The sequence below is a fragment of the Herbaspirillum sp. genome (assembly GCF_017744395.1).
In the GTDB taxonomy this organism is placed as follows: Bacteria; Pseudomonadota; Gammaproteobacteria; order Burkholderiales; family Burkholderiaceae_D; genus Herbaspirillum.
Genome location: NZ_JAGIBI010000003.1, coordinates 189,493 through 212,021 on the forward strand (window position 1 = coordinate 189,493; position 22,529 = coordinate 212,021).

Consider the following 22,529-nt stretch of genomic DNA (forward strand, 5'->3'; position numbering starts at 1 on the left):
CATGCAGATCGAACTGAACGGAAAGCCGCACCCGCTGCCGGACGGCGCCACGCTGGAGCAATTGATCGCCGCGCTGGAGCTGAGCGGCAAGGCGGTGGCGGTGGCCGTCAACCGGCAGGTGGTGCCGTCCCAGCAATGGGCGGCGCGCGCGCTGGCGGCGGCCGACAAGGTGGACGTGGTGCGGGCGATTGGCGGCGGTTAAGCCGATTCTCCCACCAGCAGCATCAGCGCAATCGACCACATGACGGCGCAGATCAGCAGGTCCAGCACTTTCCACGCCTGCGGCCGGGCAAAGAGCGGACGCAGCAGCCTGGCGCCGTAGCCCAGCGTGAAGAAGAAGCTGAACGATGCCAGCGATGCGCCGCCCCAGAATGCCAGGCCGTGTTCCGGAAAACGCGCGGAGATGCTGCCCATCAGGACCACCGTGTCGAGGTAGACATGCGGGTTGAGGAAGGTCAGCGCCAGGCAAATCGCCAGCGTGCGCGCCAGCGGCTGGTCGGCCTCGCTGCTGGCGTGCAAGGCCTGGGTGTTGCCCAGCGCCGCCCGCAGGCTGCGCAAACCGTACCACAGCAGGAAGGCGGCGCCGGCATAGCGGGCTACCGGATCGATCCAGTCGAAACGTTGCAGCAAGGTCTGGAAACCGGAGACGCCGGCGGCGATCAGCAAGGCATCGGCGGCGGCGCACAGCAGGCAGACGAGGAACATATGCTGGCCGCGGATGCCCTGCTTGAGGATGAAGGCGTTCTGGGCGCCGATGGCGACGATGAGCGACAGGCTCATCACGAAACCGGAGCCGAAAGATTCAAGCGCGTGGAAATTTGACAATTGTTTCGATGGCTCGGAAAGAGCCGGGAAAAGTAAGTTGGCGGATGGAATTTTTTGCAAGCACGAATTCTAAACGCGTAACGGCTTACGCATGTGAGGATAGAGATGAGCAGCAATGACAAAGACAATGCCGGCCTGACCATCGCCGGCAAGACCTACCGCTCGCGCCTGCTGGTGGGCAGCGGCAAGTACAAGGATCTGGACGAGACGCGCGCGGCGACGATCGCCAGCGGCGCCGACATCATCACGGTGGCGATCCGCCGCGTCAACATCGGGCAGGACCCGAACGCGCCCAGCCTGCTGGATGCGGTGCCGCCTTCCGAATTCACCATCCTGCCCAATACCGCCGGCTGCTATAACGCGCAGGATGCGGTCTACACGCTGCAACTGGCGCGCGAACTGCTGGGCGGGCACAAGCTGGTCAAGCTGGAAGTGCTGGGCGACGAGAAGACGCTGTTCCCCAACATGCCTGAGACCTTGAAGGCGGCCGAGACGCTGGTCAAGGACGGCTTCGACGTGATGGTCTATTGCAGCGACGACCCGATCCAGGCGCGCATGCTGGAAGACCTGGGCGTGGCGGCGGTGATGCCGCTGGCCTCGCTGATCGGCTCCGGCATGGGCATCCTGAATCCGTGGAACCTGTCGCTGATCATCGAACAGGCCAAGGTGCCGGTGCTGGTCGACGCCGGCGTGGGCACGGCGTCGGACGCGGCCATTGCGATGGAGCTGGGCTGCGACGGCGTGCTGATGAACAGCGCCATCGCCGGCGCGCGCGATCCCATCCGCATGGCGCGCGCGATGAAGCTGGCGGTGGAGGCGGGGCGCGAGGCTTTCCTCTCCGGCCGCATCCCGCGCAAGTTCAGTGCGTCGCCGTCCTCGCCGATGGCCGGGCGCGTGGCTTGAGCATGGACGCCGCATATCGTCCGGCGCCGCCTTGCGTACTGGTGTTTTCCGGCTCCGATCCCAGCGGCGGCGCCGGCATGCAGGCGGATATCCCGGCGATTTCCTCGCTCGGCTGCCATCCGCTGTCGGTGCCGACCGCGCTGACGGTGCAGGACAACGTCAGCGTGTTCGCGGTGCATGCGCTCGATCCGGAACTGGTGCGCCACCAGGCGCAGGTGCTGATCGACCGTTTCGACATCGCCGCAGTCAAGCTGGGCATCGCCGGCAGTCGCGGGAACGCGGAAACCATTGCCGCGCTGATTCGCCAGTTGCGCGCCAGGAATCCGGCGCTGCCGGTGGTGCTGGATCCGGTGCTGGCCAACGGCAAAGGCGACAATCTCTCCAACGACGACGCCGCGCGCGTGATCGAACCGCTCTATGCGCTGGCCACCGTGATCACGCCCAACCTCAACGAAGCGCGCCGCCTGTGCGGCGATATGCCGCCGCTGCAGCAGGCGCGGGAACTGATGCGGCGCGGCTGCGGGCATGTGCTGCTCAAGGGCGGCCACGGCGCGCAGCAGGAGGATGTGGTCAACCGCTGGTATGCCAATCAAGCTGAGAGCGGGGAAAGCGCCAGTTGGCGCTGGACGCGCCTGCCTGACGAATTCCACGGCAGCGGCTGCACGCTGGCCGCCGCGCTGTCGGCTTGCCTGGCGCGCGGCTTGGCCATGCGCGAGGCGATCGACCTGGCCCAGCGCTACACGCAGCATGCCTTATCCACTTCCTATGCGATCGCAGCGGGACAGCGCATCCCCAATCGCATCGGCCTATTTGATGAAGCCGCCTCTTGAGCGGCAGGAGCTTGATCCTAGATCCGGCAGTTGACCGCTTGCTATTCCTGGAAAGCCTCATGAACACAAACGTTGGCTGTATCAATACCTTTCTTTTTGCTGGTGAGAGCGCTATGCGTTCGCCGGCACCATGCTCGCCGCGCCATGCGGCGTTGCTCCTCCTTGCGCACAGCAGTGCGCCGCGTCGTCGCGCCTTGCCTGGCACGACGATCACGGCACCGGCGAACGCATTCAACTACCGGATCTAGGATGATGAAACCCGACTATTCCAAACACCTGCGCGGCCTCTATATCGTCACGCCCGACTGGGACGACACCGCGCAATTGCTGGCAGCCACCGAACTGGCGCTGCAGAACGGCACGGCGCTGGTGCAGTATCGCCACAAGACCGCCAGCCCGCAGCGCCGGCGCGAGCAGGCCGAGGCGCTGCTCGCTCTGTGCCGGCAATACAAGGTGCCGCTGGTGATCAACGACCATGTCGACCTGTGCATGGAAATCGATGCCGACGGCATCCACGTCGGCGGCACCGATTCGTCCATCGCCGAGGTGCGCCGCGCGGTGGGGCCGGACAAGATCGTCGGCGCCTCCTGCTACGGCACGTTGGAGCTGGCGCATGCGGCCTACAAGGACGGCGCCAGCTATGTGGCCTTTGGCGGCTTCTATCCGTCGCGGGTGAAGAAGTATGACTTCCGCACTGCGCCTGAGATCATCGCCCAGTCCAAGCGCGAGATCCCGCTGCCGGTGGTGGTGATCGGCGGCATCACGCTGGAGAACGCGCCGCCGCTGGTGGCGCAGGGCGCCGACATGGTGGCGGTGATCAGCAGCGTCTACCTGGTGCCGCAGGCCGAACGCAAGACGCGCCAGTTGGCCGACTTGTATCGCTGAGCCTGCGCAAGAACCGCAGGCAGAAAAAATGCCGCCCGGTGCATTTCGGTGCACCGGGCGGCATTTTTCGTGGAGCAGGCAGTGATCAGCCTTCCAGCAGGCTGCGCAGCATCCATGCGTTCTTTTCGTGCAGTTGCATGCGCTGGGTCAGCAGGTCGGCGGTCGGTTCGTCGGCGGCGGCATCGACGGCCGGGAAGATCGAGCGCGCGGTGCGGGTCACGGCTTCCTGGCCGGCCACCAGCTGGGCGATCATTTCTTGCGCGCTCGGCACGCCTTCGGCTTCGGGGATCGACGACAGCTTGGCGAATTCCTTGTACGAGCCCGGCGCCGGATAGCCCAGTGCGCGGATGCGTTCGGCGATCAGGTCGACCGCGGCGGCCAGTTCGGTGTACTGGCCTTCGAACATCAGGTGCAGGGTGTTGAACATCGGGCCGGTGACGTTCCAGTGGAAGTTGTGGGTCTTCAGGTAGAGCGTGTAGCTGTCGGCCAGCAGCTTGGACAGGCCGTCGGCGATCTTCTTGCGGTCCTTGTCGCTGATGCCGATGTTGATCGATGGTGCAGCAGCATTCTTCTTTGCCATGTTTCGCTCCTTCAGGAATTTGGTTTTTCGTCGGCAGATGAAAACAACATCGCGATTCTATTGCAAATCGCGCATGGGAAAGTTTTCGATCCGATTGCACTGATAAAAGAGATGGGGCGATTGTTCCGTATTTCAACAAAAATCGCCGACGAGAATGACAATGGGGCCGATAGCGTTACAGCTATCGGCCCCATTGCGACGGGCGATACATCAGCTTCGGATCATCCTTGTCCGTTGCTCTGCTGCGCGCTGCGGTAGAGCGACAGCGACAAGGCCACCGCGCCGATGGCGGCAATGGCAGCGAACAGGAACACTTCCGGATAGCCGAGCTGGCCCACGATCAGGCCGGCCAGCGGCCCGGTGAAGCCCAGCGCCAGGTCGAGGAACACCGAGTAGGCCGCCAGCGCCGCGCCACGGTTGGCCGCCGGCACTAGGTTGACCGCTTCCACGCCCAGCGATGGGAACACCAATGCGAAGCCGAAGCCGGTCAATGCCGCACCCAGCAGCGCCAGTTCCGGCGCGCTGGCGACCCACAGCAGCAACAGGCCGACCGCTTCGATGAGGAAGCAGACGATAGCCACGCGGTAGCCGCCGAAGCGGTTGATGGCATTGGCGAACAGCAGGCGCGCGCCGACGAAGGCGCTGGAGAAGGCGGTCAGCGCGAAAGCCGCGCCGCCCCAGTGCTGGTTGGCGTAGTACAGCGTGATGAAGGTGGCGATCGAGCCGAAGCCGATGGTGCCGAACGCCAGGCCCATGCCGTAGGCGAACACGCGGCGCAGCACCAGCTTGAAGGACAGCTTCTCGCCTTGCACCACCGGCGTCACCGGGCCGCCGCGCGCCAGCACGTAGCCGAGGACGGCCAGCAGCATGCCGGTCAGGCCGATCACCGCGAAGCCCAGCGAGCGGTCCAGCACCACGCCCAGCGGCGCGCCGATGGCCAGCGCGGAATAGGTGGCGATGCCGTTCCAGGAAATCATCTTGGCGGTGTTCTCGGAGCCCACGCGGCCCACGCCCCACATGATGGCGCCGGTGCCGACCAGGCTTTCGCCCAGGCCCAGCAGCGCGCGGCTGGCGAACAGCAGCACCAGGCTCAGGAACGGCAGCGGCTGCGCCAGCGCCGCCAGCAACAGCATGCCGCCGCTGCCGGCGCACAGCAGCATGCCGCGCATCACGGTCTGCTTGGCGCCGACGGTGTCGATCATGCGGCCGGCGTTGGCGCGGCTGACGAAGGTGGCGAAATACTGGACGCTGATGCCCAGACCGGCGACCACCGAGCTGTAGCCGAGGTCGAGGTGGATATAACCCGGCAGCACCGCCATCGGGACGCCGATGGCGAGGTACACCAGGAAAGTGAAGAATGCGGTGGCAATAATCTGCTGCGTCACCTTGGCGGGCGTCAGGGGACGCGCCGGCACGGAGGTGGGACTACATGAATCGTCGGACATGATGGGGGAATTTCGGAATGGGGGAGCCGCAGGCGCGGATGTGCGCGTGAACGGCCAGTCCGAATTCTACCCTTGCGAGAAAAATGCTGCAGGACAGCAAAAGATTTTCAGCGGGTTCGGGGCAATTTAGTCGCTTTTGCACGACGATGGCAATTTGGCAAGGTGCGTTGCCGGCCGCCTTATCGCAGGCAACGCAAGGCCTGCGTCGCCTTTTCCTGCACCGATGGCGCATAGTCGGCGCCCAGGATCTGCGGCGCCAGCTCATCGAGCGAGCCGGCCACCGCCGGATCGCACCAATGGCCGTTCAGGCGCGCCAAGGCCGACAGCAGTTCCGGCGTCAGCCGGTCCAGCACCGGCCTGACTTCCTGCGCGAGGTCGGGCGGGTTGGCGAAGGGCGGGCGCTGTTCCAGCTTCCATTGCCGGTGCAGGTCGCGCTGTACGATCTTGCCGGCGTCGAACTGGTCCTGGAAGAAGCGGCGCGCCCATTGCGCATCCAGCCCCAGCTTTTGCGCCCGTACGGCGACGTCGTCGAGGATGGCCTGCTCGCGCGCCGGGTCGTCGATCGGCGCATGTGAATTCCATTTGCTGCGCGCCACCGGGGCGGCCACGTCCAGCCGGGTTTTCTGCAGCGACAGCAACTGGCTGACGTCGGTGCGCGCGGGGGCGGCCGGGGCTGCGGCGCAGCCGGCTAGCAGCAGGGCTGTGATGCAGCAGAATAGGTGGCGGAGGGAGCGCGGGTCGGTCATGGCGGAAGAAGATGAGACTGCCTCAGAGAAGGCGCAGTATAGCGTGCCGCCTTATAATCTCGGGATGCAAAATCTCCTCCACAACCTCAACGAAGAGCAGCTTGCCGCCGTCACGCTGCCGGCGCAGTCGGCGCTGATCCTGGCCGGCGCCGGTTCCGGCAAGACCCGCGTGCTGACCACCCGCATCGCCTGGCTGATCCAGACCGGGCAGGTGTCGCCGGCCGGCATCCTGGCGGTGACCTTCACCAACAAGGCCGCCAAGGAAATGACGGTGCGCCTGTCGGCGATGCTGCCGATCAATACGCGCGGCATGTGGATCGGTACTTTCCACGGCCTGTGCAACCGCCTCTTGCGCGCGCACCACAAGGACGCCGGCCTGCCGCAGACGTTCCAGATCCTCGATTCGCAAGACCAGCTTTCGGCCATCAAGCGTTTGCTCAAGCAGATGAACGTGGACGACGAGAAGTATCCGCCGCGCAACCTGATGTACTTCATCAACAGCGCCAAGGACCAGGGCCTGCGCGCGCAGGATGTGGAAGCGCACGACGACTACAATCGCAAGTTCGTCGAACTCTACGAACTGTACGACCAGCAATGCCAGCGCGAAGGCGTGGTCGATTTCGCCGAACTGCTGCTGCGCACCTATGAACTGCTCGTGCGCAACCAGCCGCTGCGCGAGCATTACCAGGCGCGTTTCCGCCACATCCTGGTGGACGAGTTCCAGGATACCAACGACCTGCAATACAAGTGGTTGAAGCTGATGGCCGGCTCGCACGGCGCGGTGTTCGCGGTGGGCGACGACGACCAGAGCATCTACGCCTTCCGCGGCGCCAACGTGGGCAACATGTCGGCCTTCGAGCGCGAGTTCCGCGTCGAGAACCTGATCAAGCTGGAGCAGAACTACCGCTCGCACGGCCACATCCTGGATGCCGCCAACGAGCTGATCTCCAACAACAGCAAGCGCCTGGGCAAGAACCTGCGCACCGACGCCGGCCACGGCGAACAGGTGCGCGTGTTCGAAGCCAGCAGCGACCTGCAGGAAGCGCAATGGATCATCGAGCAGGTCAAGGACCTGATCGCCGCCGGCTGGGGCCGCAGCGAGATCGCCATCCTCTACCGTTCCAACGCGCAGTCGCGCGTGCTGGAGCATGCGCTGTTCAGTTCGGCGATTCCCTACCGCGTCTACGGCGGCCAGCGCTTCTTCGAGCGCGCCGAAATCAAGCACGCGATCGCCTACCTGCAGCTGATGGACAACCTGCACAACGACTCGGCCTTCCTGCGCGTGGTGAACTTCCCTACGCGCGGCATCGGCGCCAAGGCGATGGAGTCGCTGCAGGATGCGGCACGCCAGTACAACTGTTCGCTCTATGCCGCCGTACCGTACGTGGCCGGCAAGGCCGGTTCCTCGCTGAACGCCTTCGTCAAGCTGATCGAGGGCGCGCGCTTCGAGACCCAGCACCTGCCGCTGCAGGAGATGGTCAAGGTGGTGCTGGAGCTGTCCGGCCTGATCGCGCATTACCGTAACGAGAAGGAAGGCGCCGACCGCATCGAAAACCTGGAGCAGCTGGTCAGCGCGGCCACGCTGTTCGTCTCGGAAGAAGGCTATGGCCTGGATGCGCCGGCCTTCCTGGGGCCGCAGGCGCAGGCCAGCGTCGGCACCGCGATCACCACCGCCGATGGCGTCGAAGTGCTGGATGCCGATGCGCCGCTGGCGACCATCATGTCGCCGCTGTCGGCCTTCCTCTCGCACGCTTCGCTGGAGGCCGGCGATAACCAGGCGCAGGCCGGCCAGGACGCGCTGCAGCTGATGACGGTGCACTCGGCCAAGGGGCTGGAATTCGACGCGGTGTTCATCACCGGGTTGGAAGAGGGCTTGTTCCCGCACGAGAACAGCGCCAAGGAAGACGGCGGCGTGGAAGAGGAGCGGCGCCTGATGTACGTGGCCATCACGCGCGCCCGCAAGCGCCTGTTCATGACCTTCTCGCAGACCCGCATGCTGCACGGCCAGACGCGCTACAACATGCGTTCGCGCTTCTTCGACGAGCTGCCGGAAGACGCCATCAAATGGCTCTCGCCCAAGGTGCAGCAGCATAGCTGGTTTGCGCATCCGAAGTCGGCCTGGGACGATGCGCCCGAGTCCGGCAACAACAAGATCGCGCAAAGTTTCTCGCGCTCCGATTCGGGCTGGCGCATCGGGCAGAACGTGGCGCATGCCAAGTTCGGTGAAGGCGTGATCGTCAACATCGAAGGCGGCGGCGGAGCCACGCGCGCGCATATCAACTTCGGCAAGTTCGGGATGAAGCTGCTCGACTTGTCGGTGGCGAAGCTGGAGAAGGTTTGATCTGGCGCGCGGCTGGGCGTATCCCGCTCAGCCGCGCCTGATCATCGCCTGCACTTCATCCCAAGTCGCGGCATAGGCGCCTGCCTTGGACGCCGCGATCGCCGCGCCGGCCGCCGCGCATTGCAAATGGACCTGTGCCGGCGCATCCGGCTGGCGCAACTGGCTGGCGATCCAGCCGCCCATGGAGGCGTCGCCGCAGCCGACGGTGTCGACCACCTGCACCTTGTAGGCCGGCTGGTCGATTACCTGTTCCCCCTTGATCCACTTCATGCCCTGCGCGCCCAGCGTGAGCAGGATCTCGGCATGCGGCGCCAGCGACTGCAAGGTCGACAGCGCGTTGGCGTCGCCCGGGAACAGCCGTTCCAGGTCTTCATCCGACACTTTCACATAATGCGACAGCGCCAATAATTCACGCAGCAGGACGCGGTAGGATGGGCTGTCCATCAGTTTGCGCCAGTTGGGGTCGAAGGCGATGCGCTTGCCTTGCGCGGCGCCGGCGCGCGCCACTTGCAGCAGGCGCGAGGCCAGCGGTTCGCGCGCCAGGCTGATGCAGCCGAAGTGAAGCACGCGCGCTTCGTCCATCCAGCCTTGCGGCAGGCGTTCCGGGTCGAAGTGCAGGTCGGCGCTGTCGTCGCCGATGAAGAAATATTCGGGCGGGGTGGTGGAGGTGACCATCGCCAGCAGCGGCGCCTTGGCAACCTGCTGGGTAAAGCGCATGTCGAGCCCGGCTTCGCGCGCCAGCGTATGCAGTTCCTGGCCGAACACGTCGGTGCTGACGCTGCCGGCGTAGCCGGTCGGCACGCCCAGTCGCGCGGCCGCGCGCGCCACGTTCCAGCAGGCGCCGCCGGGGATGGCGCGCCACTGGCCGTCGGGCTGGCGGATGAAGTCGGTCAGGGCTTCGCCGAATACGACGAATGCTGCGGGCTGGGTCATGCGGTGTCTCCGGAATATCGTTATGTGTTTGGAGCGGCGCTCAGCTGTCCTGCAAGGCATGGCGCGCGCACACCTCATCGGTCACCAGCCCGGTCAGCCAGCCGCCGCGCAGCGCCGCGCGCACCGCTTCGGCTTTCTTGCTGCCGCCGGCGAAGGCGATCACCGGATGCTTCGGGCGGGCCGCCAGCGGCGGCGTGGTGATGCGCGAAGCCAGCGCCGTTGCCAGCATGCGGCCTTCGACGTCGAAGGCGTGGCAGATCATTTCGCCTACCGCCCCTTGCTTTTGCAACTGCGCCACTTCGGCGTCGTCGATGAAGCCGTCTTCATGCATGGCGCCCTGCAAGGCGATGGTGCCGATGCCGAGGAAAGTAATGTCGGCGCGTTCGGCCAGGCCGGCGACGATCTTGTAGGCGCGGTGGTTGCACCATTGCTTGCGGTCGCTTTCGCTTTCGGCCACGCGCGGCGCGGGCAGCAGGTAGAAGCGCGCCTGCAGCTTTTCCGCCGCCTGCAGCGCCACGTCGTAGCGGTTGGCTGATCCGTCCGAGGCGAAGGCACCGATCATGGAGACGATCTGGTGCTGGGGACGGTCGATCTCGGTGATCTTTTCGATGGCGGCCTTGAGCGTGCGGCCGGAGCCGACGTTGACCACCAGCGGCGTTTCCGGGCTGAGGTATTGGTCCATCACTTCGGCCCCGGCCACGGCCAGCATCTGCTGCACTTCCTGCGATTCGTTGGGATTGTCGCCGCCGCCGGCGCCCGGCACCACGCGGCATACCTGCAAGCCATAGCGCTCCTGCAGGCCCTGCGCCAGCTCCAGGCAGGACGAGACCGGGTGGGTGATCTGCACCTTCACCAGGTTGGCCGCGCCGGCGTAGGCCACCATGCGCTGCGCCATCTGTCGCGAGATGCCCAGCCGTTCCGCGATTTCGTTCTGGGTATTGCCCGCCACGTAATACATCCAGGCGGCGCGTGCCGCCAGGTCAAGTTTGGATGCGCCGGATGACATGTTCTCCTCGTGCGCCGCAGCATGGGCGGCAGCTGTGTTCGTGATATGCGCGATTGCGTGGCGCCATTTTACGGCGAGTCTCATCCTGCATTATTCATAAATTCGAGCATTTGCTCAATTGAAATTCAAATGCTTGACAAGCTTTGTTGAATGATTGATTATTTGCTCATAAAAACACAAAAAGCTCAAAATCAGCCGTTCGGAATACGCACGACAGCCAGGCGCGCAACTTCGTCCGGCATCCGGGGGAAGTGAGCCGGCGGCACATAAAACCATGGAGACAAGCATGCACAGCATCGCCCGCTGCATCACCCGTTACAGCGTTCGCCTTGGCGCGACCGCCGCCGTCATTTCCGCACTGTTCCCGTTCGCCGTGGCCCAGGCCGAGCCGGTAACCTTGAACATCGCTTCGATCAACAATCCGGACATGATCGAGCTGCAGAAGCTGGCCCCGCAATTCGAGAAGGCCAATCCCGACATCAAGCTGCGCTGGGTCACGATGGAAGAAAGCGTGCTGCGCCAGCGCCTGACCACCGACATCGCCACCAACAGCGGCCAGTTCGACCTGATGACCATCGGCGCGTATGAAGCGCCGATCTGGGCCAAGAAGGGCTGGCTGGCGCCGATGAGCGGCCTGCCTGCCGACTACGACGAGGCCGACCTGATCAAGCCGGTGCGCGAAGGGCTGACCGTGGACGGCAAGCTGTACGCGCTGCCGTTCTATGCCGAAAGCTCGATGACCTATTACCGCAAGGATTTGTTCGAGCAGAAGAAGCTGGCCATGCCCAAGCAGCCGACCTGGGACGAAGTCGCCAAGCTGGCCGCGCAACTGCATGACCCGGCCAAGGGCGTCTATGGCATCTGCCTGCGCGGACGCGCCGGCTGGGGCGAGAACATGGCGATCCTCACCACCATGGCCAATGCCTGGGGCGGCCGCTGGTTCGATGAGAAATGGCAGCCGCAACTGTCTTCGCCGGAATGGAAGAAATCGGTCGCCTTCTATGTCGACCTGATGCGCAAGTACGGCCCGCCGGGCGCCAGCTCCAACGGCTTCAATGAAAACCTGGTGCTGTTCTCCAGCGGCAAGTGCGGCATGTGGGTGGATGCTACCGTGGCCGCCGGCATGCTGTACCACGGCAAGGATTCCAAGGTGGCCGACAAGACCGCCTTCGCGCCGGCGCCGGTCGCCGCGACCGACAAGGGCTCGCACTGGTTGTGGATCTGGTCGCTGGCGGTGCCGAAGTCTTCCAAGTCGCAGGATGCCGCCAGGAAGTTCGCCGCCTGGGCCACGTCGAAGGAATATATCAACCTGGTCGCCAAGGACAGCGGCTGGGCGCTGGTGCCGCCGGGCACCCGTACGTCGACCTACGCTTCGGCCGACTACAAGAAGGTGTCGCCGTTCTCCGACTTCGTGCTCGATGCGATCCAGACGGCCGATGCCAACAACCCGACCGTCAAGCCGGTGCCTTATACCGGCGTGCAGTTCGCGACCATCCCCGAGTTCCAGTCGATCGGCACCGTGACCGGGCAGGCCATCGCCGGCGCGCTGGCCGGCAAGACCACTTCGGATGCCGCGCTGGATGGCGCGCAAGCCCAGGCCGTGCGCATGATGCGCCAGGGCCGCTACATCAAGTAATCGCCACCGTAGTCATTGCGCGCAACGCAGTACGTTCCTCCTGAGTGCCGGGGGAACGGTTGCCGCGCCTTTCCGGCCGGTCCGGCACCGAGTGCCGCCGCGCCGTCCCGATTTGCCGAGGCCGCCATGTCATCGATCCATCCCCCCCATCCGTCCAGCATGCAGAGCCAATCGACACCCGCATCACGTCCGCCGCCATCCAGTGCCGCCAGGGCCTCCGGTAAGCGGGCCAGCCCGCAGCGCTTCAACCCGATCCGTCTGCTGCAGACGCCATCGGTGCTGATCCTGCTGGCCTGGATGATCGTGCCGCTGGCGATGACCATCTGGTTCTCGCTGAACCGCTACAACCTGATGGCGCCCGACCAGACCGGCTTCGTCGGCCTGGAGAACTACCAGTTCCTGCTGGAGGATCCCGCCTTCTGGCCTTCCATCGGCAATACCGCCTTGCTGATCGGTTCGGTGCTGGCCATCAGCGTGATCGGCGGCACCCTGCTGGCGGTGCTGTTCGACCAGCCGTTTCGCGGCCGCGGCATCGCGCGCCTGCTGGTGATCGGCCCGTTCTTCGTGATGCCCACCGTGGCCGCGCTGATCTGGAAGAACATGATCATGCACCCGGTCTACGGCATGCTGGCCTTCGCGATGCGCCATCTCGGGCTGGAGCCGGTCGACTGGCTGGCCGAGTACCCGATGCTGTCGGTGATCGCGATCGTCGCCTGGCAATGGATTCCGTTCGCCTTCCTGATCCTGCTGACTGCCCTGCAGTCGCTCGACAGCGACCAGAAGGAAGCCGCCCAGCTCGACGGCGCAGGGCCGGTGCGCATCTTCTTCTACATCGTGCTGCCGCACTTGAAGCGCGCTCTCACGGTGGTGATCATGATCGAGACCATCTTCCTGCTCTCGGTGTTCGCCGAAATCTTCACCACCACCGCCGGCGGCCCCGGCACCGCCACCACCAACCTGACCTACCTGGTCTACGCCATTGGCCTGCAGCAGTTCGACATCGGCATCGCCTCGGCCGGCGGCATTATTGCCGTGGTGCTGGCCAACATCGTGTCTTTCTTCCTGGTGCGCATGCTGGCCAAGAACCTGAAAGGAGCGAACGAAAAATGAGCGAACAAAAGAAAAGCCCATGGTGGGTCGGCGTGCTGGCCTGGGCCTGCGCCATCGTATTGTTCTTCCCGATCTTCTGGGTGGCCATCACCGCCTTCAAGACCGAGCACCAGGCCTACACGCCGACGCTGTTCTTCCTGCCCACGCTGGACACCTTCCGTGAAGTCTTCGGGCGCAGCCATTATCTCGGCTTCGTGCAGAACTCGGCGATCGTTTCGCTGGGATCGACCGTGCTGAGCCTGCTGCTGGCGGTGCCGGCGGCGTATTCGATGGCCTTCTTCCCGACCGGCCGCACCCAGAAGCTGCTGCTGTGGATGCTGTCGACCAAGATGATGCCGGCCGTGGGCGTGCTGATCCCGATCTACCTGCTGGCCAAGAACAGCGGCATGCTCGATACCGTCTCCGGCCTGACCCTGATCTATACGCTGATCAACCTGCCGATCGCGGTGTGGATGGCCTTCACCTACTTCAACGACGTGCCCAAGGAAATCCTGGAAGCGGCGCGCATCGACGGCGCCAACGCCTGGCAGGAGATGCTCTACCTGCTGTTGCCGACCGCCATGCCGGGGCTGGCGTCGACCGCGCTGCTGCTGATCATCCTGTCTTGGAACGAGGCCTTCTGGAGCCTCAACCTGACCAGCGTCAACGCCGCGCCGCTGACCGTGTTCATCGCCTCTTACTCCAATCCGGAAGGGCTGTTCTGGGCCAAGCTGTCGGCCGCCTCGCTGCTGGCGATCGCGCCCATCATGGCGCTCGGCTGGCTGGCGCAGAAGCAACTGGTGCGCGGCCTGACCTTCGGCGCGGTGAAGTGATGATGACGCGGCAAGCCATCACTCACCTGGTCTGCGACTGCGACGGCGTGCTGCTCGACAGCGAAAGCATCGCGCTGCGCGTGCTGCACCGCGAATTGCTGCCGCTGTTGCCGGCGCCGGCTGCCGATGCCGCCCTGCATGCCGCCATCGCCAACCGCCTGGGCATGTACACCGACCTGCTGCTGGAAGAAGTGGATGCCGAATTCGGACTGGGCTTGAGCGCGCAGCAAGTCGAACGCCTGCATGAAAGCGTCGGCCGCGCCTGCGGCGAAGAGGCGCTGCCGGTACCGGGCATCGCCGAAGCCTTGCAGGCGATCCGCCTGCCGCGCGCGGTGGCCAGCAACAGCGATGCCCCGCGCATCGAGAGCGGGCTGCGCCGCTGCGGCTTGTATGCGCAGTTCGCAGGGCACATCTACAGCGCGCACGACGTCGGCAAGCCCAAGCCGGCGCCCGATGTCTACCTCGCCGCCGCGGCCGGTTTCGGCGTCGATCCGCAGCGCTGCGTGGCGGTAGACGACAGCGCCACCGGCGTGCGCGCGGCGGCGGCTGCCGGCATGCATGTGCTGGGCTTCACCGGTGTGGCGCACGACCGCAAGGCGATGGCACGCCGGCTGCTGGAGGCCGGCGCCAGCAAGGTGTTCGACGACATGAAGCAATTTCCGCAGTTGATCTGCGAACTGGTCTGGCTGCGCTGAAGGCGCATGACGATTGACGCGATTCAAGAGAACGAGGAGAAACACATGGCAGCAGTGAGCATCAGAAACCTGGCCAAGCGCTACGAAGACAATGAAGTCATGCGCGACATCAACCTGGAAATCGACGACGGCGAGTTCGTCGTATTCGTCGGCCCCTCGGGCTGCGGCAAGTCGACCCTGCTGCGCATGATCGCCGGCCTGGAAGACATCAGCGACGGCGACCTGGACATCGGCGCGCGCCGTATGAACGACGTGCCAGCCTCCAAGCGCGGCGTGGCGATGGTGTTCCAGTCGTATGCGCTGTATCCGCACATGAGCCTGTACGACAACATGGCTTTCGGCCTGAAGATCGCCGGCAAATCCAAGGCCGAGATCGATAGCGCCGTGCAGCATGCCGCCAAAATCCTGCACATCGACCACCTGCTGGACCGCAAGCCGCGCGCGCTGTCCGGCGGCCAGCGCCAGCGCGTGGCGATCGGCCGCGCCATCACGCGCCAGCCCAGCGTGTTCCTGTTCGACGAGCCGCTGTCGAACCTCGACGCCGCGCTGCGCGTGAAGATGCGCCTGGAGTTCGCCAAGCTGCACGACGACCTCAAGACCACCATGATCTACGTCACCCACGACCAGATCGAAGCGATGACGCTGGCCGACAAGATCGTGGTGCTGTCCGAGGGCCGCATTGAACAGGTCGGCTCGCCGCAGCAGCTCTACCATCATCCGGCCAATCGTTTCGTGGCCGGCTTCATCGGTTCGCCCAAGATGAACTTCATCGACGGCACGGTGGCGGCGCTGCAGGACGGCGGCGTGCTGCTGCAATTGCCCGGCGGCGGGCGACAGCTGGCGGCGGTCGACGGCGCCGGCCTGCAACTGGGCGAGAAGGTGACGCTGGGCGTGCGTCCCGAACACCTCAATATCGCCACAGGGCAGGCGGCGCTGCAGGCGCGCTGCACGGCGCTGGAACTGCTGGGCGATTTCTCCTATCTCTACGCGGCCTATGACGGCGCCGACGAAGCGCTGATCCTGCGCGTGCCCGACAGCCTCAACCCGGAGCACGGCAGCATGCTCGGCCTGGCCGCCGATCCGGCGCGCTGCCACCTGTTCCGCCAGGACGGCCGCGCGCTGCCGCGTTTGGCCGCGGCGTCCGCCCCGGCCATACAGCATTGAACCATCGGCGCAACGAACAAGGAAACGGCATGACAAGTATCGCCACCTCCATTCAGGACAAGGACGCCGAGGACAGCCTGACCTGGCTGCACATCGGAGCCGGCTCTTTCCATCGCGCCCACCAGGCGGTCTACCTCAATACACTGCGCGAGAGCGGCGCCGATCGCCGCTGGCAACTGGCGCTGGCCAACATCCGGGCCGACATGGGGCCGTTGCTCGATGCGCTGGCGCGCCAACACGGACGCTACACGCTGGAGACGGTCACGCCGCAGGGCGAGCGCAGCTACCAGACCATTGACGCCATCGGACGCATCATTGCCTGGAATGCGCAGTTGACGCGGCTGATCGCGGCCGGCGCCGAGGAACGCACGCGCATCATTTCCTTCACCGTCACCGAGGGCGGTTATTACCTCGACCACCGGTTCAGGCTGGACACCGCCAATCCCGACTTGGCCGACGACTTGCGCTGCAAGCTCGACGGCAGCGGCCAGCCGCGCACCATCTACGGCGCCATCGCCGCGATCCTGCAGGCGCGCAGCCAGGCTCATCCGCAGGCGGCGCTGACGCTGTTGAACTGCGACAACCTGCGCCACAACGGCGAACGCTTCCGCGACGGCCTGCTGCAGTTCCTGGCGCTGCGCAAGGAGGCGGCGCTGGCGCAGTGGGTGGAGCGTTTCACCACCAGCCCCAACGCCATGGTCGACCGCATCACGCCGCGCCCGACCCCGGCCGTGGCCGAGCGCGTGAAGCAGGCCACCGGCGTCGACGATCCCTGCGCGCTGATGGGCGAGTCCTTCATCCAGTGGGTGATCGAGGACGACTTCAAGGCCGGGCGCCCGCGCCTGGAGCAGGCCGGCGTCGAGATGGTGAAGTCGGTGCTGCCGTATGAGGAAGCCAAGATCCGCATCTTGAACGCCAGCCATAGCTGCATCGCCTGGGCCGGCACGCTGGCGGGCCTGCAATACATCCACGAAGGCACGCTGCGCGACGATATCCGCCTGATGGCCCACGACTATGTGACGCAGGACGTGATCCCATGCCTGACGCCCAGCCCGATCGACCTGGCGGTCTACCGCGACACCACCCTGGCGCGTTTCGGCAACCCGGCCATCCAGGACACCAACCAGCGCGTGGCCGCCGACGGTTATTCCAAGATTCCCGGCTTCATCCGCCCGACGCTGCAGGAAAGCCTGGACGCCGGCCGTTCGCCCCAGGCCACCGCCATGCTGCCGGCGCTGTTCTTCGTGTTCCTGCAGCGCTGGAATGCCGGCGAGCTGCCTTACGAATACCAGGACGGCATCTTCGATCCGGCCGCGGCGCGCGCCATGCTGGCGGCGGCCGATCCGGTCAGGGCCTTTTGCGACGACAAGCTGCTGTGGGGCGCGCTGGCCGGCGACGCGCGCCTGCTGGAACTGGTGCGCACCGGTGTCGACCGGGTCGGGCAATGGCTGGCGCAGGGAAACAAATCGCCTTGACGCGCTCTAAGGCAGCATAGAATTGCCAACCAATAACGATAAAAGAGGAGCGCCATGTATCTTGGGATCGACCTGGGTACGTCGGAAGTCAAGGCGGTAGTGATCGATGGCGATGGCGCCTTGCTGGCGCTGGCCGGCAGCGCGCTGAATGTATCGCGCCCGCATCCGCGCTGGTCGGAGCAGGCCCCGGCCGACTGGTGGCAGGCCGCCTGCGATACCGTGGCCAAGCTGCGCGCGCAACTGGGGGATGAGCGTTTTGCCGGCGTGCGCGCCATCGGCCTGTCGGGCCAGATGCATGGCGCCGTACTGCTGGATGAGCACGACAATGTGCTGCGTCCGGCCATCCTGTGGAGCGATTCGCGCAGCGCGCCGGAATGCGCCGAGTTGACCCGGCGCGCACCGCGCCTGCATGGCATCGCCGGCAACCTGGCCATGCCCGGCTTTACCGCGCCCAAGCTGATGTGGGTGGCGCGCCACGAACCCGATCTGTTCCAACGCATCGCCACCGTGCTGCTGCCCAAGGATTGGCTGCGCCAGCAGATGACCGGACGCAAGGTGTCAGACCCGTCGGACGCGGCAGGTACCTTGTGGCTGGATGTGGAAGGCCGCAATTGGTCGGATGAGCTGCTGGAGGCCAGCGGCATGCGGCGCGACCAGATGCCGGCGCTGGTCGACGGCAGCGCCGCTTCCGGCACGCTGCTGCCGGCGGTGGCGCAGGCCTGGGGCCTGTCGGAGGATGTGGTCGTGGCCGGCGGCGCCGGCGATGGCGCCGCCAGCGCGGTGGGGATCGGCGCGGTCAATCCGGGCGACGGATTCCTGTCGCTGGGCACGTCGGGCGTGCTGTTCGTGGTCAATGATCGTTTCCGTCCCAATCCGGCGCGCGCCATCCATGCCTTCTGCCATACGCTGCCGCAGCGCTGGCACCAGATGAGCGTGATGCTGTCGGCGGCCAGTTGCCTGCGCTGGTTTTGCCGCCTGTGCTCGGTGGATGAAAAAAGCCTGCTGGCCGAAATCGCGCAACTCGATGCGGAACAGCTGGCCAATGCGCCGCTGTTCCTGCCTTACCTGTCCGGCGAGCGCACGCCGCATAACGACCCCTATGCGCTGGGCGTGTTCCACGGCCTGTCGCCGGATCACCAGCGCGCCGCGCTGGGTTACGCGGTGCTGGAAGGCGTGGCCTTCGGCATGGTCGATGGCCTGGATGCCTTGCGCGCGGCCGGCACCGATGTCAGCCAGCTGTCGCTGGTCGGCGGCGGCGCGCGCAGCGCCTACTGGGCGCAGCTGATTGCCGACGCGCTCAATGTGCGCATCGTCACCCATGTCGGCAGCGAGGCCGGCGGGGCGTTGGGCGCGGCGCGCCTGGCCTGGCTGGCCGATGGCGGCATCGAGGAGCGGGTGTGCCGCAAGCCGGAGCGGCAGGCTTCGTTCGAGCCCGACGCGCGCCGGCATGATGGATTGCAGGTGCGGCTGCGGCGCTATCGCGCCATCTACGCGCCATATCCGCCCTTGCAAGGAGAAGAGGGCGCTTGAAATCCGTCTTGCGGATGTGAAAACGCCACGGGAGGCCGTGGCGTTTTTTATTGATGCGCTTGCGTTGCCGGTTTATCGCTTGCTGAATTTGAACACCGACACCGCCTGCAGCAGCCGCATGGTCTGTTCTTCCAGGCTGGACGCCGCCGCGGCGGCTTGTTCCACCAGCGCCGCGTTTTGCTGGGTGCCGGCATCCATCTGCGTCACCGCTTCATGTACCTGGCCGATGCCGGCGCTCTGCTGCAGCGTGGCTTCGCTGATTTCGCCCATGATGCCGCATACGCGCTGCACCGAATTGACGATTTCGCGCATGGTGTTGCCGGCATCCTCGACCTGGCGGTTGCCGATGGCGACCTTTTCCACGGAGTCGTCGATCAGGTGCTTGATCTCCTTGGCGGCGCCCGCCGAGCGTTGCGCCAGGCTGCGCACTTCGGACGCCACCACCGCGAAGCCGCGTCCCTGTTCGCCGGCGCGGGCGGCTTCCACCGCCGCGTTCAGCGCCAGGATGTTGGTCTGGAAGGCGATGCTGTCGATCAGGCCGATGATGTCGACGATCTTCCTGGAAGAGTCGCTGATCTCGTTCATCGTGGCGCCGGTGCCGGCCACCACGTCGCCGCCCTTGGTCGCGATAGAGGAGGCGGAATCGGCCAATTGGTTGGCCTGCAGCGCGTGCTCGGCGTTTTGCTTCACGGTCGATGCCAGTTGCTGCATGCTCGACGCGGTTTCCTCGATGCTGGCGGCCTGCGCTTCGGTGCGGCGCGACAGGTCCATGTTGCCGGACGCGATTTCGCGCGTGGCGACATTGATGCTTTCCACATTGGCGCGCACGTCGCCGATGATGGCCGTGAGGTTGATGTTCATCTGGCGCAGCGCCAGCAGCAAATGGCCCAGTTCGTCATGCCCGCCGGCGTCGATGCGCGAGGAGAGGTCGCCGCCGGTGATAGCGTGGGTGACGTCGAGCGCCTGGCGCAGCGGCTTGATCAGCGCGCTGTGCAACGCCAGCCACAGCAGGATGCTGATCAGGCCGGATGCGGCGGCCAATCCGCCGATCCACCAGTGGCCCTGTGTGGCGAAGCTGGTGGCCATCACCGCCAACTGGATCGCCAGCATGGAGCCCATGCACAGGTTGATGCGGGTGCTCAGGCTGATGCGCGTGAGTTTGGCGAGCCAGCCGGCCAGGCCGGTACGCACCACTTCCCCGCGATGCAGGGCGATGCCCTTGGCCTGGCCGCGACGCATCGCGGTGTAGAGCTTTTCGGCGGCCGCCACCGCGGCGCGGTCGGGCTTGGTGCGCACCGACATGTAGCCGACCACCTGGCCGTTCTCGCGGATCGGCGTGACGTTGGCGCATACCCAATAGTGGTCGCCGTTCTTGCTGCGGTTCTTGACCAGCCCGGTCCAGGGTATGCCGCCCTTGATGGTGGTCCACAGGTCGGCAAAGGCCTCGCCGGGCATGTCGGGGTGGCGGATGAGGTTTTGCGGCGCGCCCAGCAATTCCTCTTCATCGAAACCGCTGATTTCGATGAAATAAGGATTGACGTAGGTGATGTTGCCCTTGAGATCGGTCTTTGAAACGATCGCCCTGCCATCGACCAGCAGGCGTTCCACGCCGCTGACCGGCATGTTCATGCGCATCTGTTACTCCCCTGTAGAGAACCCTGACTCCGAATGAAAACCGCCAGGCGGCCGTCAGGCGCGGGTTGCGCATGCCGGCGGCGTCCACATTTCCCGGTGTGGACGCCCGAGGCCAAGGCGCCAGGCCAGGCGCCTCGCTAACAGGATTAGTAGGGCTGGTCTGCCGCCTGTGCCGGGCCGTTGGGCCCGTTCTGGGGTTTTCCGAAGGCTGCAGTGTATGTCGGGTAAAACGAGCAGTACATGATCACCGTCAATATTATTGAGATTGGCAGCAGGATGAAGATGACGGCGTTGATGCTGCCGGTCAGCAGGCTGATGGCCAGGCTGACCAGGGTCGGCGCCATGACCGCGATCGCGATCCAGGCCAGCGCATACAGCAGGAAGGCGGCGCCGGCGCGGCGCACGGTGAAGAAGCTGTAGAACAGCGCCTTGCCCAGCGGCATTTTCTGCCACATGATCAGCGGCGCCGCGTACCAGAACGCCATGGCTGCCGGCACGTACAGCGCGGCCGCGACCAGCATGGCGATGCGCATGCTGCCGGCGGCGTTTTCCAGGTCCTTGGCGTCCAGCCCGCCGCCCATCATGGCTTGCCAGAAGACGCCGCCATCGGCCAGCGCGGACACGGCGACCACCAGCGTGGCGGCCAGCAGGTACAGCAGGCCCAGCTTGAGCAGGGTGTTGCGCGCCGGATCGCGGAAACCGACCAGCAGCAGGTTGGGATAGACGCGCTGGCCTTTTTCGATCTGCACGCAGGCTTGCATGAACGACATCGCAAACACCGGGATCAGGATCAGCGGCAGGATCTGGCCCAGTACCGGGATCAGTCCCAGCGCCAGCATCAGGAACATGTAGGACAGGAATAGCGTGGACATCTCGGCCGGTTGTTTGCGGAAGAGCGCAAAGCCTTGCTTGACCCAGAGCCAGCCGTCTTTTGCGGGAATTTTTTCCATATCGTTCGCTTGCTTGTCTGTCAGGGACGCTGTGCGGGAGCCGGCGACAGCGCCGGCGGCGCTGCTTCGATGCGCAGCCGCAGGATGCGTTCGAAATGCGTGGGATCGTGCGGCGTGAGCATCTCGGCCGCGCGCGGCATATAGTAGTCGAACAGGCGCGACAGCCAGAAACGCAGCGCGGCCGCGCGCAGCATCGGCTGCCAGGCCTGGGATTCGGCTTCGGAGAACGGACGCACCGCGCGGTAGGCCGCCAGCATCGCTTCGGTGCGGTCGAGGTCGAGCGCGCCGCTGTCCAGGTCGACGCACCAGTCGTTGACCGTCACCGCCAGGTCGAACAGCCAGGTGTCGCAGCCGGCGAAGTAGAAGTCGAAGATGCCGGAGAGCTTGTCGCCGGTGAACATCGCATTGTTACGGAACAGGTCGGCATGCACCGGCCCGCGCGGCAGGGCGCGATAGGCCGCGGTGGCGGCGAAGTCCTTCTGGTATTGCACTTCGTCGGCCAGCAGGCCTCCCAGCTCGGCCGGCAGGAAGGGCAGCACCGCCGGCGTGGTTTCCAGCCACCAGGCCAGGCCGCGCAGGTTTGGCTGCATGATCTTGAAATCCTTGGCCGCCAGGTGCATGCGCGCCAGCATGTCGCCCAGCGAGGCGCAGTGCACCGGTTGCGGATCGAGCTGGGATTCGCCTTCCAGCTTGCTGACGATGGCCGCCGGCTTGCCGTTGAGCAGGTTGACGATGGCGCCGTCGCCGTTAGGCACCGGCGCCGGCACCGGAATGCCGCGCTGGGCCAGGTGGCGCATCAGTTCCAGGTAGAACGGCAGCTGTTCGATGTGCAGTTTTTCAAACAGGGTCAGCACGTACTCGCCGCGCTCCGTGCCGATGAAGAAGTTGCTGTTCTCGATGCCGGAGGAAATACCCTTGATCGAGGTGGCCTTGCCGAGCGGGAATTGTTTGATCCAGTCCGAGAGCTGTTCCAGACTGACCGGTGTAAAGACTGCCATGACGAAGAGAAAGAAGTGGTGCTTTAAAGT

General features: G+C 65.3%; 20 protein-coding genes and 1 pseudogene. 12 read left to right on the top strand and 9 right to left on the bottom strand.

Translation table 11 applies throughout. The features are described 5' to 3' along the window. Nucleotide 1: 1 nt before the first annotated feature. The gene (gene thiS, locus J7548_RS09685; RefSeq protein WP_290973826.1) at nt 2-202 is read left to right on the top strand and encodes a sulfur carrier protein ThiS; all 201 of its coding nucleotides are present in this window, start codon (nt 2-4) and stop codon (nt 200-202) included. Here thiS and J7548_RS09690 read toward each other — a convergent pair. Beyond that, on the bottom strand, nt 199-780 hold the full coding sequence (locus J7548_RS09690) for a LysE/ArgO family amino acid transporter (protein ID WP_290973829.1): 582 nt from the start codon (nt 778-780) through the stop codon (nt 199-201). The genes thiS and J7548_RS09690 overlap by 4 nt on opposite strands. Nucleotides 781-930: 150 nt before the next feature. Between J7548_RS09690 and J7548_RS09695 the strand changes: the two genes are divergently transcribed. From J7548_RS09695 to thiE, 3 genes are all read left to right on the top strand, one after another. Further along, on the top strand, nt 931-1,728 hold the full coding sequence (locus tag J7548_RS09695) for a thiazole synthase (protein ID WP_290973832.1): 798 nt from the start codon (nt 931-933) through the stop codon (nt 1,726-1,728). A gap of 2 nt (nt 1,729-1,730) precedes the next feature. Beyond that, entirely contained in the window at nt 1,731-2,558 is an 828-nt protein-coding gene (locus J7548_RS09700) for a hydroxymethylpyrimidine/phosphomethylpyrimidine kinase (protein WP_290973834.1), read from the top strand. A 252-nt stretch (nt 2,559-2,810) separates the two neighbouring features. Beyond that, a complete protein-coding gene (thiE, locus tag J7548_RS09705; RefSeq protein ID WP_290974918.1) occupies nt 2,811-3,443 on the top strand; it encodes a thiamine phosphate synthase in 633 nt (210 codons plus the stop codon). Between the two features lie 85 nt (nt 3,444-3,528). On the opposite strand, the gene J7548_RS09710 is transcribed toward thiE, so the two are convergent. From J7548_RS09710 to aroQ, 3 genes are all read right to left on the bottom strand, one after another. Next, nucleotides 3,529-4,023 carry a Dps family protein gene (locus J7548_RS09710; protein ID WP_290973837.1) on the bottom strand — a complete coding sequence of 165 codons (495 nt, stop codon included), beginning with the start codon at nt 4,021-4,023 and terminating at the stop codon, nt 3,529-3,531. A gap of 221 nt (nt 4,024-4,244) precedes the next feature. Continuing rightward, nucleotides 4,245-5,468, bottom strand: a complete 1,224-nt coding sequence (locus J7548_RS09715) for an MFS transporter (protein ID WP_290973839.1) — start codon at nt 5,466-5,468, stop codon at nt 4,245-4,247. Between the two features lie 179 nt (nt 5,469-5,647). Continuing rightward, complete coding sequence (aroQ, locus tag J7548_RS09720; RefSeq protein ID WP_290973841.1) at nt 5,648-6,214, bottom strand: gamma subclass chorismate mutase AroQ; 567 nt, start codon at nt 6,212-6,214, stop codon at nt 5,648-5,650. 64 nt (nt 6,215-6,278) lie between these two features. On the opposite strand from aroQ, the gene J7548_RS09725 reads away from it, so the two are divergent. After that, a complete protein-coding gene (locus J7548_RS09725; RefSeq protein WP_290973844.1) occupies nt 6,279-8,555 on the top strand; it encodes a UvrD-helicase domain-containing protein in 2,277 nt (758 codons plus the stop codon). A 27-nt stretch (nt 8,556-8,582) separates the two neighbouring features. Here J7548_RS09725 and J7548_RS09730 read toward each other — a convergent pair whose 3' ends face one another. Further along, the gene (locus J7548_RS09730) at nt 8,583-9,488 is read right to left on the bottom strand and encodes a carbohydrate kinase (protein ID WP_290973847.1); all 906 of its coding nucleotides are present in this window, start codon (nt 9,486-9,488) and stop codon (nt 8,583-8,585) included. Between the two features lie 40 nt (nt 9,489-9,528). Then, nucleotides 9,529-10,494: a sugar-binding transcriptional regulator gene (locus J7548_RS09735; RefSeq protein WP_290973850.1), complete on the bottom strand. Its 966-nt coding sequence runs from the start codon at nt 10,492-10,494 to the stop codon at nt 9,529-9,531. A gap of 427 nt (nt 10,495-10,921) precedes the next feature. Here J7548_RS09735 and J7548_RS09740 point away from each other — a divergent pair, with 427 nt between their 5' ends. From J7548_RS09740 to xylB, 7 genes and pseudogenes are all read left to right on the top strand, one after another. Then, nucleotides 10,922-12,130 carry a sugar ABC transporter substrate-binding protein gene (locus J7548_RS09740; protein ID WP_366005374.1) on the top strand — a complete coding sequence of 403 codons (1,209 nt, stop codon included), beginning with the start codon at nt 10,922-10,924 and terminating at the stop codon, nt 12,128-12,130. Nucleotides 12,131-12,256: 126 nt separating this feature from the next. Then, entirely contained in the window at nt 12,257-13,240 is a 984-nt protein-coding gene (locus J7548_RS09745; RefSeq protein WP_290973856.1) for a sugar ABC transporter permease, read from the top strand. Nucleotides 13,241-13,269: 29 nt separating this feature from the next. Next, nucleotides 13,270-14,052, top strand: a pseudogene (locus tag J7548_RS09750) (carbohydrate ABC transporter permease); the annotation flags it as partial. Further along, on the top strand, nt 14,052-14,747 hold the full coding sequence (locus J7548_RS09755) for an HAD-IA family hydrolase (RefSeq protein ID WP_290973862.1): 696 nt from the start codon (nt 14,052-14,054) through the stop codon (nt 14,745-14,747). The pseudogene J7548_RS09750 and the gene J7548_RS09755, both read left to right, overlap by 1 nt. Nucleotides 14,748-14,792: 45 nt before the next feature. Beyond that, nucleotides 14,793-15,911, top strand: a complete 1,119-nt coding sequence (ugpC, locus tag J7548_RS09760; protein WP_290973864.1) for a sn-glycerol-3-phosphate ABC transporter ATP-binding protein UgpC — start codon at nt 14,793-14,795, stop codon at nt 15,909-15,911. 29 nt (nt 15,912-15,940) lie between these two features. Next, nucleotides 15,941-17,386, top strand: a complete 1,446-nt coding sequence (dalD, locus tag J7548_RS09765; protein WP_290973867.1) for a D-arabinitol 4-dehydrogenase — start codon at nt 15,941-15,943, stop codon at nt 17,384-17,386. 54 nt (nt 17,387-17,440) lie between these two features. Beyond that, nucleotides 17,441-18,916: a xylulokinase gene (xylB, locus tag J7548_RS09770; protein WP_290973871.1), complete on the top strand. Its 1,476-nt coding sequence runs from the start codon at nt 17,441-17,443 to the stop codon at nt 18,914-18,916. A 72-nt stretch (nt 18,917-18,988) separates the two neighbouring features. On the opposite strand, the gene J7548_RS09775 is transcribed toward xylB, so the two are convergent. From J7548_RS09775 to J7548_RS09785, 3 genes are all read right to left on the bottom strand, one after another. Then, nucleotides 18,989-20,551, bottom strand: a complete 1,563-nt coding sequence (locus tag J7548_RS09775) for a PAS domain-containing methyl-accepting chemotaxis protein (protein ID WP_290973873.1) — start codon at nt 20,549-20,551, stop codon at nt 18,989-18,991. Nucleotides 20,552-20,697: 146 nt separating this feature from the next. Further along, on the bottom strand, nt 20,698-21,501 hold the full coding sequence (locus J7548_RS09780; protein WP_290973876.1) for a BPSS1780 family membrane protein: 804 nt from the start codon (nt 21,499-21,501) through the stop codon (nt 20,698-20,700). A 20-nt stretch (nt 21,502-21,521) separates the two neighbouring features. Continuing rightward, nucleotides 21,522-22,499: a homoserine kinase gene (locus tag J7548_RS09785; protein ID WP_290973879.1), complete on the bottom strand. Its 978-nt coding sequence runs from the start codon at nt 22,497-22,499 to the stop codon at nt 21,522-21,524. Between the last annotated feature and the right edge of the window lie 30 nt (nt 22,500-22,529).

What these genes read in the sequence shown, in the direction of transcription:
- thiS (WP_290973826.1), top strand. Translation starts at nt 2, where the DNA reads ATGCAGATCGAACTGAACGGAAAGCCGCACCCGCTGCCGGACGGCGCC.
- J7548_RS09690 (WP_290973829.1), bottom strand. Translation starts at nt 780, where the DNA reads ATGAGCCTGTCGCTCATCGTCGCCATCGGCGCCCAGAACGCCTTCATC.
- J7548_RS09695 (WP_290973832.1), top strand. Translation starts at nt 931, where the DNA reads ATGAGCAGCAATGACAAAGACAATGCCGGCCTGACCATCGCCGGCAAG.
- J7548_RS09700 (WP_290973834.1), top strand. Translation starts at nt 1,731, where the DNA reads ATGGACGCCGCATATCGTCCGGCGCCGCCTTGCGTACTGGTGTTTTCC.
- thiE (WP_290974918.1), top strand. Translation starts at nt 2,811, where the DNA reads ATGAAACCCGACTATTCCAAACACCTGCGCGGCCTCTATATCGTCACG.
- J7548_RS09710 (WP_290973837.1), bottom strand. Translation starts at nt 4,023, where the DNA reads ATGGCAAAGAAGAATGCTGCTGCACCATCGATCAACATCGGCATCAGC.
- J7548_RS09715 (WP_290973839.1), bottom strand. Translation starts at nt 5,468, where the DNA reads ATGTCCGACGATTCATGTAGTCCCACCTCCGTGCCGGCGCGTCCCCTG.
- aroQ (WP_290973841.1), bottom strand. Translation starts at nt 6,214, where the DNA reads ATGACCGACCCGCGCTCCCTCCGCCACCTATTCTGCTGCATCACAGCC.
- J7548_RS09725 (WP_290973844.1), top strand. Translation starts at nt 6,279, where the DNA reads ATGCAAAATCTCCTCCACAACCTCAACGAAGAGCAGCTTGCCGCCGTC.
- J7548_RS09730 (WP_290973847.1), bottom strand. Translation starts at nt 9,488, where the DNA reads ATGACCCAGCCCGCAGCATTCGTCGTATTCGGCGAAGCCCTGACCGAC.
- J7548_RS09735 (WP_290973850.1), bottom strand. Translation starts at nt 10,494, where the DNA reads ATGTCATCCGGCGCATCCAAACTTGACCTGGCGGCACGCGCCGCCTGG.
- J7548_RS09740 (WP_366005374.1), top strand. Translation starts at nt 10,922, where the DNA reads ATGATCGAGCTGCAGAAGCTGGCCCCGCAATTCGAGAAGGCCAATCCC.
- J7548_RS09745 (WP_290973856.1), top strand. Translation starts at nt 12,257, where the DNA reads ATGTCATCGATCCATCCCCCCCATCCGTCCAGCATGCAGAGCCAATCG.
- J7548_RS09755 (WP_290973862.1), top strand. Translation starts at nt 14,052, where the DNA reads ATGATGACGCGGCAAGCCATCACTCACCTGGTCTGCGACTGCGACGGC.
- ugpC (WP_290973864.1), top strand. Translation starts at nt 14,793, where the DNA reads ATGGCAGCAGTGAGCATCAGAAACCTGGCCAAGCGCTACGAAGACAAT.
- dalD (WP_290973867.1), top strand. Translation starts at nt 15,941, where the DNA reads ATGACAAGTATCGCCACCTCCATTCAGGACAAGGACGCCGAGGACAGC.
- xylB (WP_290973871.1), top strand. Translation starts at nt 17,441, where the DNA reads ATGTATCTTGGGATCGACCTGGGTACGTCGGAAGTCAAGGCGGTAGTG.
- J7548_RS09775 (WP_290973873.1), bottom strand. Translation starts at nt 20,551, where the DNA reads ATGCGCATGAACATGCCGGTCAGCGGCGTGGAACGCCTGCTGGTCGAT.
- J7548_RS09780 (WP_290973876.1), bottom strand. Translation starts at nt 21,501, where the DNA reads ATGGAAAAAATTCCCGCAAAAGACGGCTGGCTCTGGGTCAAGCAAGGC.
- J7548_RS09785 (WP_290973879.1), bottom strand. Translation starts at nt 22,499, where the DNA reads ATGGCAGTCTTTACACCGGTCAGTCTGGAACAGCTCTCGGACTGGATC.